This is a genomic window from Sphingomonas azotifigens NBRC 15497, assembly GCF_002091475.1.
Classification (GTDB): Bacteria; Pseudomonadota; Alphaproteobacteria; order Sphingomonadales; family Sphingomonadaceae; genus Sphingomonas; species Sphingomonas azotifigens.
Window position 1 is genome coordinate 1 of record NZ_BCTR01000072.1, and the last position, 14,743, is coordinate 14,743.

The 14,743-nt window shown below is 67.1% G+C and carries 16 protein-coding genes; 6 read left to right on the forward strand and 10 right to left on the reverse strand.

Features of this window, described 5'->3' with window-relative positions:
* Positions 1-23 precede the first annotated feature (23 nt).
* Positions 24-1,286, reverse strand: a complete 1,263-nt coding sequence (locus SAZ01S_RS20320) for a DUF445 domain-containing protein (protein WP_245825064.1) — start codon at positions 1,284-1,286, stop codon at positions 24-26.
* 37 nt (positions 1,287-1,323) lie between these two features.
* Positions 1,324-2,058 carry an SDR family NAD(P)-dependent oxidoreductase gene (locus SAZ01S_RS20325; protein ID WP_084584080.1) on the reverse strand — a complete coding sequence of 245 codons (735 nt, stop codon included), beginning with the start codon at positions 2,056-2,058 and terminating at the stop codon, positions 1,324-1,326.
* Between the two features lie 147 nt (positions 2,059-2,205).
* Between SAZ01S_RS20325 and SAZ01S_RS20330 the strand changes: the two genes are divergently transcribed.
* Positions 2,206-2,493, forward strand: coding sequence for a DUF1488 family protein (locus SAZ01S_RS20330; protein WP_084584081.1), 288 nt, complete (start codon positions 2,206-2,208; stop codon positions 2,491-2,493).
* On the forward strand, positions 2,490-2,759 hold the full coding sequence (locus SAZ01S_RS20335; RefSeq protein ID WP_084584082.1) for a hypothetical protein: 270 nt from the start codon (positions 2,490-2,492) through the stop codon (positions 2,757-2,759). Before SAZ01S_RS20330 ends, SAZ01S_RS20335 begins: the two co-directional genes overlap by 4 nt.
* A gap of 189 nt (positions 2,760-2,948) precedes the next feature.
* Here the strand turns inward: SAZ01S_RS20335 and SAZ01S_RS23835 are convergent, their stop codons facing one another.
* Together SAZ01S_RS23835 and gyrB are read right to left on the reverse strand one after the other, a co-directional pair.
* Positions 2,949-3,338: a hypothetical protein gene (locus SAZ01S_RS23835; protein WP_139810174.1), complete on the reverse strand. Its 390-nt coding sequence runs from the start codon at positions 3,336-3,338 to the stop codon at positions 2,949-2,951.
* Between the two features lie 210 nt (positions 3,339-3,548).
* Positions 3,549-6,041: a DNA topoisomerase (ATP-hydrolyzing) subunit B gene (gyrB, locus tag SAZ01S_RS20340; RefSeq protein ID WP_084584083.1), complete on the reverse strand. Its 2,493-nt coding sequence runs from the start codon at positions 6,039-6,041 to the stop codon at positions 3,549-3,551.
* A gap of 92 nt (positions 6,042-6,133) precedes the next feature.
* Here gyrB and SAZ01S_RS20345 point away from each other — a divergent pair, with 92 nt between their 5' ends.
* From SAZ01S_RS20345 to SAZ01S_RS20355, 3 genes are all read left to right on the forward strand, one after another.
* Complete coding sequence (locus tag SAZ01S_RS20345) at positions 6,134-7,129, forward strand: ligase-associated DNA damage response exonuclease (protein WP_084584084.1); 996 nt, start codon at positions 6,134-6,136, stop codon at positions 7,127-7,129.
* A gap of 10 nt (positions 7,130-7,139) precedes the next feature.
* Positions 7,140-7,748 carry an SOUL family heme-binding protein gene (locus SAZ01S_RS20350; protein ID WP_245825066.1) on the forward strand — a complete coding sequence of 203 codons (609 nt, stop codon included), beginning with the start codon at positions 7,140-7,142 and terminating at the stop codon, positions 7,746-7,748.
* A gap of 194 nt (positions 7,749-7,942) precedes the next feature.
* Complete coding sequence (locus SAZ01S_RS20355) at positions 7,943-8,410, forward strand: hypothetical protein (RefSeq protein WP_084584085.1); 468 nt, start codon at positions 7,943-7,945, stop codon at positions 8,408-8,410.
* Between the two features lie 6 nt (positions 8,411-8,416).
* Here SAZ01S_RS20355 and SAZ01S_RS20360 read toward each other — a convergent pair whose 3' ends face one another.
* The 6 genes from SAZ01S_RS20360 to SAZ01S_RS20385 form a co-directional block, all read right to left on the reverse strand.
* Positions 8,417-9,253 (reverse strand): endonuclease/exonuclease/phosphatase family protein, encoded by an 837-nt coding sequence (locus SAZ01S_RS20360; RefSeq protein WP_084584086.1) that lies wholly within the window; start codon positions 9,251-9,253, stop codon positions 8,417-8,419.
* Positions 9,253-10,761 (reverse strand): RNA polymerase factor sigma-54, encoded by a 1,509-nt coding sequence (rpoN, locus tag SAZ01S_RS20365; protein ID WP_084584087.1) that lies wholly within the window; start codon positions 10,759-10,761, stop codon positions 9,253-9,255. Before rpoN ends, SAZ01S_RS20360 begins: the two co-directional genes overlap by 1 nt.
* 4 nt (positions 10,762-10,765) lie before the next feature.
* The gene (gene lptB / locus SAZ01S_RS20370) at positions 10,766-11,548 is read right to left on the reverse strand and encodes an LPS export ABC transporter ATP-binding protein (protein ID WP_084584088.1); all 783 of its coding nucleotides are present in this window, start codon (positions 11,546-11,548) and stop codon (positions 10,766-10,768) included.
* A gap of 124 nt (positions 11,549-11,672) precedes the next feature.
* The gene (locus tag SAZ01S_RS20375; protein WP_084584089.1) at positions 11,673-12,215 is read right to left on the reverse strand and encodes an LptA/OstA family protein; all 543 of its coding nucleotides are present in this window, start codon (positions 12,213-12,215) and stop codon (positions 11,673-11,675) included.
* On the reverse strand, positions 12,215-12,859 hold the full coding sequence (gene lptC, locus SAZ01S_RS20380; RefSeq protein WP_084584090.1) for an LPS export ABC transporter periplasmic protein LptC: 645 nt from the start codon (positions 12,857-12,859) through the stop codon (positions 12,215-12,217). The genes SAZ01S_RS20375 and lptC overlap by 1 nt, the downstream gene beginning before the upstream one ends.
* A 56-nt stretch (positions 12,860-12,915) precedes the next feature.
* Positions 12,916-13,536 carry a ribonuclease D gene (locus tag SAZ01S_RS20385; protein ID WP_084584091.1) on the reverse strand — a complete coding sequence of 207 codons (621 nt, stop codon included), beginning with the start codon at positions 13,534-13,536 and terminating at the stop codon, positions 12,916-12,918.
* Between the two features lie 334 nt (positions 13,537-13,870).
* On the opposite strand from SAZ01S_RS20385, the gene SAZ01S_RS24630 reads away from it, so the two are divergent.
* Positions 13,871-14,665: a cold-shock protein gene (locus tag SAZ01S_RS24630; RefSeq protein WP_084584092.1), complete on the forward strand. Its 795-nt coding sequence runs from the start codon at positions 13,871-13,873 to the stop codon at positions 14,663-14,665.
* Positions 14,666-14,743: the final 78 nt, after the last annotated feature.

Below are 14,743 nucleotides of genomic sequence, written 5' to 3' on the forward strand. Positions count from 1 at the left end.
CCCCTCCCCTAAAGGGGAGGGGCTTAGCGCAGCACCACATCCACCGCGTGGATCGCGACGCCGACCAGCCCGCCGACCACCGTGCCGTTGATCCGGATATATTGCAGATCGCGCCCCACCGCGTTTTCCAGCCGCGAGGTGACGGTCTGCGCATCCCAGCCGCGGATCGTGTCCGAGACCAGCCGGACGATGCCGTCGCCATAGTCCGACGCCGCCCCCACTGCCGAGCGCCGCACGAACCGGTTGATCGTCTGGGCGAGTTTGGCGTCGGTCTGCAGCGTCCCGCCGAACTGGCGCAGCGCCTCGCCCATCCGGCCGCCCAGCGCCCGCTCGGGATCGCGCGCCAGCCGCAGCATCGCCGCGCGGCTCTGCTCCCACAGCCCTTCCACCCAGCGCTGGAAACCTTCGTTCTCCAGCATCTCCAGCTTGAAGATCTCCACCTTCGCCTGCAGCTCGGGATCGTGCTGGAGGCGATCGGCAAGGCTCTCCAGCCCTTCCTCGATCTTGGCGCGGACGGGATGCTCGGGGTTCTCCGCCATCTCGTCGATCAGCTTCTTCAACCCCTCGATGATCTTGGTCGCGAGCGTCTCGTCGAGCCCGGTCCAGCGCATCACCGCGCCGGCGCGGGCATGGACCATCTCGCGGATCAGATGCTCGTTCGCCTCTAGGATGCGCGCCGCGCCGCGCGTCATCGAATCGAGCAACGGCAAATGGCGGCCATTGGCGATCGCCGCCGCCAGCGCCTGGCCGAACAAGGGCGCGACGTCGATCGCGCGCAGGCGGCCGGCAATCGCGCCCTTCACCATGCCGCCCAGCCGCTCCTGATCGAGCGATTCGAGGATGTTCGCCGCCAGCCGCGACGCACCCGCGCCGATGCGGCCGGTGCCGTGCGACGGCGCGGCCAGCCAGCGCCCGGCCGCGCCCGCCACGTCGAGCCGCTGCATCCGCCGCGCGACCACGCGCGGGATCAGGAAGTTGGCGCGAAGGAACTGGCCGAGCGTCTCGGCGATCCGATCCTTGTTGCGCGGGATGATCGCAGTGTGGGGAATGGGCAAATGGAGCGGGTGACGGAACAGCGCGGTTACCGCGAACCAGTCCGCCAGCCCGCCGACCATCGCCGCCTCGGCAAAGGCGCGGACGAAGGGCAGCGCCGGATGCAGGCCCTGGAAATGGCGGGCGGCGAGGAACAGCGCCGCCATCGCCAGCAACAGGCCGGTTGCGACCATCCGCATCCGGCGCAGGCCGGCGGGCGGAGGGTCGCTGCGGAGGCGGGGGGCAAGGCTCATGACCGGTGCAACGCTGCGATGGCCCTCGGCGCTCCGCTCAGCCTTCGCGATGCACCGCGAACGGGCCGTTCGCCTGGTTGACCGGCATCAGCTCCAGCATGTTAACCGCGAAGTGCGGCGGCAGCGTCGCCACCCACAGCATCGTCTCGGCAATGTCCTCGGCCGTCATCGGGTTGACGCCGGCATAGACCTTGTCCGAGGCTTCCTGGCTGCCGGTGCGCACCAGGGTGAACTCGGTCTCGACCATCCCCGGCTCGATCGAGGTGACGCGCACGCCGGTGCCGATCAGGTCGGCGCGCAGGTTGAGCGTGAACTGGCGGACGAACGCCTTGGTCGCACCGTACACATTGCCGCCCGGGTACGGATAGGTCGCCGCCACCGACGACAGGTTGATGATCCCGCCCTTGCGCGCGACCAGCCCCGGCAGCAGCTTGTGAGTGATCGAGACCAAAGCGGTGACGTTGGTGTCGATCATCGTCCGCCAATTGTCGAGCGACGCCTTGAAGGCGGGCTCCAGCCCGAGCGCGAGGCCGGCATTGTTGATCAGCAGGTCGATCTCGGAAAAGGGCGCGGGCAGGCTGTCGAGTGCCGCATCGCGCGCGGCTTCGTCGCGGATGTCGAAGGCGAGGGTGTGGACGCGCTCGCCGGCGAGCGTCGCAAGCCGATCGGCGCGGCGGCCGGTCGCCACGACATGCCAGCCGGCATCGGCAAAGGCGCGGACCGAAGCTTCGCCGATCCCGGCGGTGGCGCCGGTGATGAGTACGGTAGGCATGGCAACTCCTGAGCGTAACGGGTTTCCCCTCCTATACGCACGCCGACGCGGTTTGGATCAGCTTTTTGCGCGAGGCGCAGCGACCCGCCGCGCGGAACCGCGCCGATGCTCGTGCGGTTTCGGTCCCCGAGCGACGGAGGATTTGAAATGGCCGCACAGCAGCTGGAAATCGACGACACCACCCTGTTCGACAATCTCGACGATAGGCAGGTGGAGTTCGGCGGCCGGGTCGACGGCGAGGACTATCAGTTCGCGGTGCAGTACAGCGTGATCGAGGCGCTGAGCGGCAGCCAGCCCGACGGCGATGTCGAGGAAAGCTTCCGCCGCTATCGTGATCCGATCACGCAGGCCGCCCTCGCCGCGCTTGCCAACGGCCCCGACCGGCCGATCATCGTGATCAGCGAGAAGGACCTCGACCAGGAGGCGCGCGCATGACCGAAGCACGCTGGGGCGATGATGCCCGGAACCCGCCGATCGACTGGACGATGAGCGCGGCGCTGGAGAATGTCGTGCGCGGCGGGGGGGACATCGCCGAGGTCACCAATCTCGGCGAGGCGGTGCGGGCATGGCGCGCGCTGGATGAGGACCATCGGGCGCATGCCGTGCTGATCCTCGATCATCCGGTGCACATCGACGGCGCGGCGGCAAATCGCTTCGAAGGGGACGGCATCGCGGCGCTCGCCGAGCGGCTTTCCGATTGACGCGGCCGCAGTTCTCCCGCGTGCGGGAGAGGGCCGGGGTGAGGGTGAGTCGGGCGAAGGGAAGGACCGCATTCTCCCCACACACCCTCACCCTTCCGCCGCCTGACTGCGGCTCCCTCCCTCTCCCGCAGGCGGGAGAGGGGAAGGACGCCCGGTTCGCATGGACCACAGTGGACTGAAAGCGAGTGGTTAGCTGCCGTTCACCCGTGTAAAGGAATACCGTACGCCATCCGCAGCATCATCAAGCAATTCTAATTGGTGAGGATGAGCTGCATCATCGAGACGTAGCTTCAGCGGGTAAGCATCAAACTTAACCACGACGGCATGCACTGACGCTCCAACATATGCCGTCGGCAGAACGTACGGTCCCGCCTTATCCCGCTCGATGATGTAATCAACACGCTGATTTGCAACGGTCATCACACCGTCGTGCAAAAAAATCGTGCCGCAACAGCCATTCGAATATCGGCCGTTCGCGATACTGGTTGGCAAACGCGGTTCTCTCGAGAGCGCAATGTAAGCCCACGCGCAAAGAACCATGACCACGGTGGCGATCCCAACAGCCTTATTCGCGCTCATGATGCCTGTTTGAACTGGCAGAGGGATGTCCGCAACTGTGGCGTGATAGCCATCCCGCTTTACGCTTCTACGGCCCGGATCGCTAACAACAGGAGCGATCGAGCCGCCCCCGCGAACACTGCGAGGGGGCGAGTAAAAGCCGAAACCGACTTCAACTGCCCCCTCGCGGGTAAGAAAACCCCTCGCGAGGACTGCCAGCCGCGCGCCCGATCAAACGTCCAGATTCGCTACGCTGAGCGCATTCTCCTGGATGAAGTCGCGGCGCGGTTCGACCACGTCGCCCATCAGCTGGGTGAAGATCGCGTCGGCCACGTCGGCCTGGTCGATCGCCACCTGCAGCATCGAGCGGTTCTGCGGATCGAGCGTGGTCTCCCACAGCTGCTCCGCGTTCATCTCGCCGAGACCCTTGTAGCGCTGGATCGCCAGGCCCTTGCGCCCGAAGGCGAGGATCGCGTCGAGCAGCTGCGAGGGGCGCGACACCAGGCTCTCGCCCTTGCCCACCGCGACCGGCGCTTCCTCTTCCGGCACCGGCGCATCCACCTCGGTCGCCAGGCCCTTGTTCGAGACGAGCTTCGACGGGGTGAGATAGGCCGCCGCCTGCTCGCTCGCCAGCGTGTGGAGCTTGCGTGCCTCGGCCGAGACGAGGAAGCTGGCCTCGACGATGTGGTGGTCGGTGACCCCGCGCCACAGCCGCTCGAAATGATAGCCGCCATCCTCGGTGATGCGCGCGCTCCACCGGGCTTCGGTGTCGGCGGCGTTGAGCCGGGCGACGACCGTCTTCAGTTCCTCGGCATGCTGCTCGCGGCTCACCGACGGATCGAGCGCGCCGCCCAGCGCCAGTGATTCGATGATCATCGGATCGTAGCGGCGGGGCACGTAGCGCATGAGGGTGCGCATGCGGCGGGCATGCTCGACCAGCGTGCGCAGGTCCTCGCCCGAGCGCTGGCTGCCATTGGTGTCGAGCACCGTGCCGCCCACGCCGGCATCGACCAGATACTGGTCGAGCGCGGCATCATCCTTCAGATACACCTCGGAGCGGCCCTTGGTCGCCTTATAGAGCGGCGGCTGGGCGATATAGAGGTGCCCGTTGGTGATGATCTCGGGCATCTGGCGGTAGAAGAAGGTGAGCAGCAGCGTGCGGATGTGCGCGCCGTCGACGTCTGCGTCGGTCATGATGACGATCTTGTGGTAGCGCAGCTTCTCGATATTGAAATCGTCGCGGATGCCGGTGCCGAGCGCGGTGATGATCGTGCCGATTTCGCGGCTGGCGAGCATCCGGTCGAAGCGCGCGCGCTCGACATTGAGGATCTTGCCGCGCAACGGCAGGATCGCCTGGAAGTGGCGGTCGCGGCCCTGCTTGGCCGATCCGCCGGCCGAGTCACCCTCGACGAAGAAGAGTTCGGACTTGGCGGGATCGCGCTCCTGGCAGTCGGCGAGTTTGCCGGGCAGGCTGGCGATGTCCATCACGCCCTTGCGGCGGGTGAGCTCGCGGGCACGCTTGGCGGCCTCGCGCGCGGCGGCGGCGTCGATCACCTTCTGGATGATCTGCTTGGCGACCGCGGGGTTCTCCTCCAGCCACTCGGCCAGCTTGTCGGCCATCAGGCTTTCGAGCGGCTGGCGGACTTCGGAGGAGACCAGCTTGTCCTTGGTCTGGCTGCTGAACTTGGGGTCCGGCAGCTTGACCGAGACGATCGCGGTGAGCCCCTCGCGCATGTCGTCGCCGGTGAGGCTGACCTTCTCCTTCTTCAGCATCCCCGACTTGTCGGCATAGCCGTTGAGCGTGCGGGTCAGCGCGGCGCGGAACGCCGCGAGGTGGGTGCCGCCGTCGCGCTGCGGGATGTTGTTGGTGAAGCAGAGGACGTTTTCGTAATAGCTGTCGTTCCACTCCAGCGCGACGTCGATCGTCACGTCGTCGCGGGTGCCGCTGATCGCCACCGGATCGGGCATCAGCGCGACCTTGTTGCGATCAAGATACTTCACGAACGCGGCGATGCCGCCCTCGTAGAACAGCTCGACTTCCTTCACTTCCTCGTGCCGCGCATCGCGCAGGAACAGCCGCACGCCCGAATTGAGGAAGGCGAGCTCGCGGTAGCGATGCTCGAGCTTCTCGAAGTCGTACTCCGTGATCTTGAACGTTTCCGGGCTGGCGAGGAAGGTCACGCGCGTGCCCTTCTTGCCGTTGGCCGGGCCGATCACCTTGAGCGGTGCCTCGGCATCGCCGTGGCGGAAGCGCATGTAATGCTCTTCGCCGTCGCGCCAGATGTTGAGGTCCAGCCACTCGCTGAGCGCGTTGACGACCGACACGCCCACGCCGTGCAGACCGCCCGAGACCTTGTAGGCATTGCTGTCCGAGGTGTTCTCGAACTTGCCGCCCGCGTGGAGCTGGGTCATGATCACTTCGGCGGCGGACACGCCTTCTTCGGAGTGGATACCGGTCGGAATGCCGCGGCCGTTATCCTCGACCGAAACCGATCCGTCGGCGTTGAGCGTGATCTGGATCAGGTCGCAATGCCCGGCCAGCGCCTCGTCGATCGCATTGTCGGAAACCTCGAACACCATGTGGTGGAGGCCCGAACCGTCGTCGGTGTCGCCGATATACATGCCGGGGCGCTTGCGGACCGCGTCGAGGCCCTTGAGAACCTTGATGGAATCTGCGCCGTATTCGTTCGCGTTGGGATCGTTCGTCTTCGGAGTGTCTGCCATGCCGAGGATATAGGGATTCGGACCACGAAACGAAAGCAAAATGGGCAGTTGCACGCCTCGCAATCGGGGGCGGCGATCCCATATCGGCGGGCATGGCGCTCGGCAGCTGGCTCACCCCCGATCCTTGCGGGATCTACCTTCCGGACGCGGATGCGTGGATCGATCCGTCCAAGCCGGTCGCGCGGGCGATCATCACCCATGGCCATGCCGATCACGCCCGCGGCGGGCATGGCGAAGTATGGGCGACGCCGGGCACGCTGGCGATCATGGCGGCGCGCTATGGCCCGCAGAATGGGCGGCCGGTGGACTATGGCGAGAGCATCAAGCTCGGCCCGATCGACGTCGGCTTCGTCCCCGCCGGCCATGTGCTCGGCTCGGCGCAGGTGGTGCTCGATCATGCCGGCGAGCGCATCGTCGTCTCGGGCGATTACAAGCGCCGGCCGGACCCGACCTGCACGCCCTTCCAGCCGGTGAAGTGCGACGTGTTCATCACCGAGGCGACCTTCGGCCTGCCGGTGTTTAGACACCCCGAGACCACCGACGAGATCGACAAGCTGCTGACCGCGCTGCGCACCGAGCCCGAGCGCTGCGTGCTGGTCGGCGCCTATGCGCTGGGCAAGGCGCAGCGGGTGATCGCCGAACTGCGTGGCATGGGGTTCGACGATCCCATTTACCTGCACGGCGCGCTCCAGGCGCTGTGCGACCTCTATATCGCGCACGGCGTGGCGCTGGGCGAGCTTCGCCCGGCCACCGGCGTCGCGAAGAAGGAGCTGGAGGGGCGGATCATCCTCTGCCCGCCGGGCGCGCTCAACGATCGCTGGTCGCGGCGGCTGCCCGATCCGATCACCGCGATGGCGAGCGGCTGGATGCGCGTCCGCCAGCGTGCCCGCCAGCGCAATGTCGAGCTGCCGCTGATCCTCTCCGACCATGCCGATTGGGACGAGCTGACCCGCACCATCGAGGAACTGGCCCCGCGCGAAGTGTGGGTGACACATGGCCGTGAGGATGCGCTGGTACATTGGTGCCGGCTCCGGCAGATACGCGCCCGTGCGCTCGATCTCGCCGGGTTCGAGGACGAAGACGATTGAGGGAGTTTCGATGATGGCGAAGGGCAGGACCTGGGCCTGGGTGGGCGGGCTTCTCGGCGGCGCGGTGATTGCGGGTGCCGCGGCCTATTACGCGTTCGAGAAGGCGAGCGAGCAGCCGCCCTTCACGCTGGTCGAGAAGGACGGCGCCTTCGAGATTCGCGACTATCCCGAGCTGGTGGTCGCCGAAACCCGCGCGATCGGTACTCGCGAGGCGGCGCTGAACGCCGGCTTCTCGCGCATTGCGGATTACATCTTCGCCAAGCGCCGCGGCGACAATGGCGGCAGCGGCGGCGAGAAGATCGCGATGACCGCGCCGGTGCTGAGCAGCAAGCAAGACGATAGCTGGCGGACGCAGTTCGTGATGCCGTCCAAGTTCACGCTGGCGACGCTGCCCAAGCCGTCCGACAATGTCGACCTGGCGACCCGACCGGCACGGCGGGTGGCGGTGCTGCGCTTCGCCGGCTCGCCCGACGACGCGGCGCTTGCCAAGCGCGAGGCCGAGCTGCGCAGCTGGCTCGCGGCCAAGGGGATCAACGGCGGCGCGGTGGAATATGCCTTCTACAACTCGCCCTTCATTCCCGGCCCGCTGCGGCGGAACGAGGTGCTGATCGCGCTGTAACGTCGAGATTTTGCGCTCCCCTTCCGCTTGCGGGAGGGGTCGGGGGAGGGGCTGGTCGCGCACCCACCGGCGTGGCAACAGCCTCCACGTCACCCCCTCCCCTAGCCCCTCCCGCAAGCGGGAGGGGAACGCATCTTGGACGGTGCGTAGCAGTACGTCCCAGAAGTGCCGCGATCTGCTTCTACCGACAGCCCATGACGATTCGCCCGCTCCTCGCCGCCGCTGCGGCCTTCGCTTCGTTCCTCGCCCCCGCCGCCGCCCAGGCCCAGACGCGCGACCCGTTCGGCGAGTGCCTGCGCGCCCGCACCAGCCGCGCCGATCGCGACGTGCTGATCCGCTGGGTCTATGCCGCCGTGTCACAGAGCGCCGCGGTGCGCGACATGGTCAAGCTGGACGAAGGCCGCCGCGTCCAGGCCAGCCAGCAGGCCGGCCAGCTGATCACCCGCCTCGTCACCCGCGACTGCCGCGTCGAGGCGATGGAGCGCATCAAGCGCGACCCCGGTGCGATCCAGAACAGCTTCACCGCGCTCGGCCGCGCCGCGCTGATGGACCTGGCGCAGGACCCCAATGTGGTCGGCACGCTGGCCGGCGTGCTGCAATATACCGACATGGGCAGCATCACGATGATGCTGATGGAAGGCGGCCTGCGCCCGGGGAACTGACCGGGGTCAGTGGGCGAAGCGCAGCCGCGCCACCACCGGATAATGGTCGCTCGGGTACACCGCGCCCTGGTGCGTATCGACCGTCGCGATGTGCTCCACAAGGAACCCGCGCGTCAGGATCCAGTCGATGCGGCTGTCGCCCTTGCCGGTGAAGCCGTGGAAGGTGAAGGCCGGGCCCTGGTGGTCCGGCCGCGCCAGCCAAGCATCCGCCAGCGTCGCGGTCAGCACGCGGTGCGCACCCGAGCTGTCGATCGTGTTGAAATCGCCGGTCAGGATCACCGGCAGGTCCTTCGGCCCTTCGGCGATCCGCGCCGCCAATAGCTTCGCCGCCTGCTCCCGCGCGCCTTCGTCTTGGTCGCGGTGCGGAAAATGGGTGTCGTACAGGCGGAACTTGCGGCCATCTTTCGTCTGAAACGTCGCCCAGTTGACCATGCGCGGCAGATCGGTGCCCCAGCTCATGCTGCCAGGCTTGTCGGGCGTCTCGGACAGCCAGAACTGCCCCTGTTCGACGATGCGCAGCCGGTCGTGCCGGTAGAAGATGCCCATATGCTCATTGGCATGGCCGCCATAGCGATCGGTGCCGAACCAGCGATATTGCGGCAGCGCCTTGACGACGTCATCGCCCTGGCGCTGGAACAGTTCCTGCGTGCCGATCAGGTCGGGGTCCGCCGCGCGAATCGTCGCGAAGGTGAGCGCACGGCGCTTCTCCCACAGGTTCGCGCCGTCGTCGGCGCTCGGCATGCGGATGTTGAGGCTCATCACCGTGAGGCTTGGCTGCGCCATCGCCGGCGCACATGCCAGCATCGCAGCAAGCGCCGCCACCACCCCCCAGAACCGCCGCATCAACCCGCTCCTTCGAGTGCCTTCTGGCGTCGGCGCTGCACCGAACTGCCGATCCCCATCGCCTCGCGGTACTTGGCCACCGTTCGGCGCGCGATGTCGAATCCCTTGGCGTTGAGCAGCTCGACCAGCGTGTCGTCGGACAGGATCTTCTTGGGATCCTCCGCCGCGATCAGAGTCTTGATCGCGCTCTTCACCGCCTCGGCCGAAACCGCCTCGCCGCCATCGGCCGACTGGATCGCGCTAGTGAAGAAATATTTCAATTCAAAGAGACCGCGCGCGCAGCTCAGATATTTGTTGCTGGTCACCCGGCTGACGGTCGATTCGTGCATCTCGATCGCGTCGGCCACCTGGCGCAGCGTCAGCGGGCGGAGATGCGCCACGCCCTTCAGGAAGAAGCCTTCCTGCTGCTTCACGATCTCGCTCGCCACCTTGATGATCGTGCGCTGCCGCTGGTCGAGCGCCTTGACCAGCCAGTTGGCGCTGGCGAGCATGTCGGTCAGCCAGGCCTTGCTCGCCTTGTCCTGCTTGCCCGACGAGACCTCGGCATAATAGGCGCGGTTGACCAGCAGACGCGGCAGCGTTGCCGCGTTGATCTCCACCGCCCAGCCCGCGCCGCGCCGCGCGACGAAGATGTCGGGCGTCACCGCCGGCACCGGATCGCCGCCATAGCGACAACCGGGCTTGGGATCGTAGTTGCGCAGCTCGCGGATCATGTCGGCGAGATCCTCGTCGTCGACATTGCAGATCCGCCGCAGCCGGCCGAGATCGCCGCGGGCGACCAGCTCGAGATTGTCGATCAGCCGCGCCATGCACGGATCGTAGCGATCGGCCTCCTTGGCTTGGAGCGCGAGGCATTCGGCGAGATCGCGCGCGCCGACGCCGGTGGGATCGAAGGTCTGGATCACCGCCAGCACCGCCTCGACGCGCGCCAGCGGCACGCCCAACCGATCGGCGATCTCGCGCAGGGGCACGGTAACGTAGCCGCACTCGTCGATCTGGTCGATCAGGTGCTGGGCGATGAACAGGTCGGGCCCGGCGACGCTGGCACCGGCCTGTGCCAGCAGATGATCGGCGAGACTGAGGTCCTCGCTGCCGAGATTGTCGAGATCGGGGCCGTCCTCCGATCCGCCGGCACCGGTGCCGCTCATGCCCAGCCCGCCATCGAGGCCGCCGATCGCATCGCTGGGCGAATCATGGTGGAACGCCTCGGCCGCGAGGTCGACATCGAGCGCCGCCTCGCCCGCCGCCTCGCCGCCGCCGAGGATCAGTTCGCTGGCATCGGCCGGTCCGTCCCGCGGCTCGAACGCCTCGTCGGCGTCCGCTGCCGGATCGGGCGGGCCGTCGTCCCCGCCCTGCGAATCGAGCAGCGGGTTGCGCTCCAGTTCCTCGGCGATGAAGGTCTCGATCTCGAGGTTCGACAACGCCAGCAGCTTGATCGCCTGCTGGAGCTGCGGCGTCATCACCAGCGATTGCGACTGGCGCAGATCGAGGCGAGGCGCGAGACTCATGCCATTAGAGCGAGAAGCTTTCGCCGAGATACAGGCGACGAACATTCTCGTCGCGCACCAGATCGTCGGGCGAACCGGCGAACAACACCCGGCCGTCATAAATGATATAGCCGCGATCGACGATTTCGAGCGTCTCGCGGACATTGTGATCGGTGATCAGCACGCCGATGCCGCGCTGCTTGAGCTGCTTCACCAGGTCGCGAATGTCGGCGATCGAGATCGGGTCGATGCCGGCGAACGGCTCGTCGAGCAGGATGATCGTCGGGTTGGCCGCCAGTGCGCGGGCGATCTCCGCCCGGCGCCGCTCGCCGCCCGACAGCGCCATCGCGGGCGAGGTGCGCAGCCGGGTGAGGCCGAATTCGTCGAGCAGTTCCTCCAGCCGCGCCTGGCGGGCATCGCGATCCGGCTCGGCAAGCTCGAGCACCGCGGCGATGTTCTTCTCGACGCTAAGGCCGCGGAAGATCGAGGTTTCCTGCGGCAGATAGCCGAGCCCCAGGATCGCGCGGCGATACATGGGCAGGCGGGTGATATCCTCGCCGTCGAGCATGATGCGGCCGCTGTCGGGCTTTACCAGACCCATCACCGAGTAGAAGCAGGTGGTCTTGCCGGCGCCGTTCGGGCCGAGCAGGCCCACCACTTCGCCGCGCCCGACCGATACCGACACGTCGGTCAGGACCGCGCGCTTGTCGTAGGACTTGGCGATCGACACAACCGCGAGACCGCGATCGGGCAGCGGCACGGGATCCGGGGCGGAGCTTTCGGGGGCGGCGATGGCGACGTCGGTCATGACGGCTCCTGCAAGGTAAACGCTGTTATGGTCCCGCCGGTCGCGTGGGCGCTCGGCAAGGAGCCTGCATGATAACGCGCGCGAAGAAAAGGCTTTGCACGGCGACCCGTGGCATCGCCCCGGCTTATTGCTTCGGCGCGTCGCGGTTGGGAACGGAGAAGCGGCCGGTCACGCGACCACCCGAATTCTGCGTCACCGGACCCGACGGCGCGCCGCCGAAGGTGGCGCGGCTGGTGTCGAGGTTGATCGTCAGCCGCGGGCCGGCAGCATTGGCGGTGTTCGAGCCCGCCTGCTGCAGCGTGACATTGCCGATCATCGTGATGATCCGGCGGTCGACATCGTACACCGCATAGCTGGAGCGCGCGGTCTGATTCGGCCGCGTCACCGTCACGCCGCCCGTGGCATCCAGACGCGAGGCCTGGGGCGAGCCACCCAATGCATTCCCGGAATACGCCACCGTAACGCGCGCTGCGCGCAGCGTCATATCCGATTGCTTTATCACCACGTTGCCGGTCAAGATCGCGCGGTTCGCCTTGTCATCCAGTTGAATACTGTCCGAAGCGACGTCGATCGGAGCATTCGAATCGTGGCGGGCCTGCGCAAGCGCGGGCACGGCGGCGAACAGCAGCGGCAGCCCGAGGGCGAGCGGAGCGAGAGCGCGGGTCATCAGGGCCTCCTTGCCGGCTTCGGCGTCATCCGCAAGTGCGCATTGCCGTCGAGCGAGATCAGTCGCTTGTCGAGGTCGGCGCGCAGCCGATCGGCGCGGAAGGTGCCGGTCGGCGTGTCGCCGGTCACGGCGCCGCCGCTTTCCAGCTGGCGCGTCTTCAGATCGATCGTCGCGTCGTTGGTGTTGAGAATATAGCCATCGCTCGTCTGGAAGCGAATCGGCCCGTCGATCAGCATCTGGTCGGTGTTGAGCAGATAGCGGCCCTTGTTGGCGACCAGGGTGGCCGGGCCGTCGGTCAGGTTCAGCCGGGCGCTCAGCTGGTTCAGCTGCACCACCGGCTCGGCCGAGCTGCGCTGCACCGCCGAGCCGGCATGCAGCTCGAACTGGCGCCCCTTCGCATCCTCGCCGCGATAGTCGGCGGCAGCGGTCAGCAGCCGCTGCGGCGACATCGCCACCTTCTTCTTGTCGAGCACGAAGCTGACGTCGCCGCCCATGAACAAGGGCGCGCTCACCAGGAAGGCGGCAAGCGCGCCGATCAGGATCGGCAGCAGCACCAGCGCGAGGCGCACGGCGCGATCATGGCTGCTCCCGGGATGGGCCCAGGCGCGGCGCTGCGTGGTCAATCGGGCGGCGATCTCAGACATAGGCTCCCTTGTGGGGAGCCCGAACGGCTGAGGCAACCACTCGATCCGCCGCGCGATCACGCATGGGCGAAGATATCCACCTCGGGCCAGCCGGCGATGTCGAGCTCGGCGCGCCAGGGCAGGAAGTCGAAACAGGCCTGCGCCATCTCCATCCGGCCTTCGCGCTCCAGCCGCTTGTCGAGCTCCACCTTCATCGCGTGGAGGAAGCGCACGTCGGACGCGGCATAGTCGCGCTGCGCGTCGGAGAGCTCGGGCCCGCCCCAGTCGGACGATTGCTGCTGCTTCGAGATCTCGGCGCCGACCAGCTCGCGCGCCAGGTCCTTGAGGCCATGGCGATCGGTATAGGTGCGCACCAGCCGGGAGGCGATCTTGGTGCAATAGACCGGGCCGGCAGTGACGCCGAGATAGAAGCGAATCGCCGCCAGATCGAATCGGGCGAAGTGATAGAGCTTCAGGCGCTCGGGATCGGCCAGCACCGCGCGCAGGTTCGGCGCGGCATAGTTGGACTGCGGGCCGAAACGGACCAGATGCTCGTCACCCGATCCGTCCGACAGCTGGACGAGGCAGAGGCGGTCGCGCGGGGTGACGAGACCCATCGTCTCGGTATCGACGGCGATGGCAGCGCCGGGCGCGAACACGCCCTCAGGCAGATCTTCTTCGTGGAAATGGACGGTCATCGCGTTCGCGTAGCGGGGTTGGCGCTACACCTCAATGCTTTGCCGCACCTGCGCGGCTTTGCAATTCTCGTTTGGAGCAGGTAGAGGCGTCGCGCGTTGGATCCAAGCGCGATTGCAATCGTTGGCGCGCGCGGTCGCCAACTTGCCCAGCGTTGCGCGGCGGACACTTTCCTGCCGCAAACCGGATCTGCGCGCGATTTTCGTTCGCGCGCCCTGTTTTTTTGGGGTATGAGGTTTTCTGTGGCACTACGTTAGTGCCGGAAGACCTGCGTTTTTCGTCCGGCGCTCGGTTTTAATTGGTTGTTTGAGGGCGAACCGGGAAGACGAACAGGGCATGAGTTTCGATAGAGGACGTCGCGGCGAGCGCGGTGGGCGCGGCAGGGACAAGCGCGATGGTTTCGGCGACGATAACTTCGGCGGCGGCTTCGGCGGCGGCTTCGAAGATCGCGGCGGCTTTGGTGGCGGTGGTCGCGGCGGCTTCGGCGGCGGCGGTGGCGGCTTCGGCGGTGGCGGCGGCGGCTTCCGCAGCGGCGGTGGCGGCTTCGGCGGCGGCGGCGGTGGTTTCCGCGGCGGCGGCGGTGGCGGCATGCCCCCGCAGGTGATCGGCGAAGGCACTGGCGTGGTGAAGTTCTTCAACGCGCAGAAGGGCTTCGGCTTCATCGTTCGCGATGACGGCGGCGAAGACGTGTTCGTGCACATCTCGGCCGTCGAGCAGGCGGGCCTGACCGCGCTGGCGGAAGGCCAGCCGCTCGGCTTCACGCTCGTCGATCGCGGTGGCCGCATCTCGGCGACCACGCTGAAGATCGACGGCGAGCCGATGGAAGTCGTCGAGCGCGCCCCGCGCGAGCAGGGTGCAGGCGGCTTCGGCGGCGATCGCGGTGCGCCGCGTGGCGGCCCGCAGCGCCAGCTGACCGGCGAGAAGGCGACCGGCACGGTCAAGTTCTTCAACGCGATGAAGGGCTTCGGCTTCATCCAGCGCGATGACGGCCAGCCCGATGCGTTCGTGCATATCTCTGCGGTTGAGCGGGCCGGCATGCCGACGCTCAACGAAGGCGACCGGCTCGAGTTCGAGCTGGAGGTCGATCGTCGCGGCAAGTACGCGGCGGTGAACCTCACGCCGCAGCAGTAACCCGAACGGGTAATGCGAATCGAAGAGGCCGGGTGGAAACGCCCGGCCTTTTTGTTCGGGGCGTGATTCGTTTTTCGG

Bases quoted from the DNA above. Each gene is read 5' to 3' on its own strand.
- SAZ01S_RS20325 (WP_084584080.1), bottom strand. From the start codon at position 2,058: ATGCCTACCGTACTCATCACCGGCGCCACCGCCGGGATCGGCGAAGCT.
- SAZ01S_RS20335 (WP_084584082.1), top strand. From the start codon at position 2,490: ATGACCGAAGCACGCTGGGGCGATGATGCCCGGAACCCGCCGATCGAC.
- lptC (WP_084584090.1), bottom strand. From the start codon at position 12,859: ATGTCTGAGATCGCCGCCCGATTGACCACGCAGCGCCGCGCCTGGGCC.
- SAZ01S_RS20320 (WP_245825064.1), bottom strand. From the start codon at position 1,286: ATGAGCCTTGCCCCCCGCCTCCGCAGCGACCCTCCGCCCGCCGGCCTG.
- gyrB (WP_084584083.1), bottom strand. From the start codon at position 6,041: ATGGCAGACACTCCGAAGACGAACGATCCCAACGCGAACGAATACGGC.
- SAZ01S_RS20375 (WP_084584089.1), bottom strand. From the start codon at position 12,215: ATGACCCGCGCTCTCGCTCCGCTCGCCCTCGGGCTGCCGCTGCTGTTC.
- SAZ01S_RS20330 (WP_084584081.1), top strand. From the start codon at position 2,206: ATGGCCGCACAGCAGCTGGAAATCGACGACACCACCCTGTTCGACAAT.
- SAZ01S_RS20350 (WP_245825066.1), top strand. From the start codon at position 7,140: ATGATGGCGAAGGGCAGGACCTGGGCCTGGGTGGGCGGGCTTCTCGGC.
- SAZ01S_RS24630 (WP_084584092.1), top strand. From the start codon at position 13,871: ATGAGTTTCGATAGAGGACGTCGCGGCGAGCGCGGTGGGCGCGGCAGG.
- rpoN (WP_084584087.1), bottom strand. From the start codon at position 10,761: ATGAGTCTCGCGCCTCGCCTCGATCTGCGCCAGTCGCAATCGCTGGTG.
- lptB (WP_084584088.1), bottom strand. From the start codon at position 11,548: ATGACCGACGTCGCCATCGCCGCCCCCGAAAGCTCCGCCCCGGATCCC.
- SAZ01S_RS20345 (WP_084584084.1), top strand. From the start codon at position 6,134: ATGGCGCTCGGCAGCTGGCTCACCCCCGATCCTTGCGGGATCTACCTT.
- SAZ01S_RS20385 (WP_084584091.1), bottom strand. From the start codon at position 13,536: ATGACCGTCCATTTCCACGAAGAAGATCTGCCTGAGGGCGTGTTCGCG.
- SAZ01S_RS20360 (WP_084584086.1), bottom strand. From the start codon at position 9,253: ATGCGGCGGTTCTGGGGGGTGGTGGCGGCGCTTGCTGCGATGCTGGCA.
- SAZ01S_RS23835 (WP_139810174.1), bottom strand. From the start codon at position 3,338: ATGAGCGCGAATAAGGCTGTTGGGATCGCCACCGTGGTCATGGTTCTT.
- SAZ01S_RS20355 (WP_084584085.1), top strand. From the start codon at position 7,943: ATGACGATTCGCCCGCTCCTCGCCGCCGCTGCGGCCTTCGCTTCGTTC.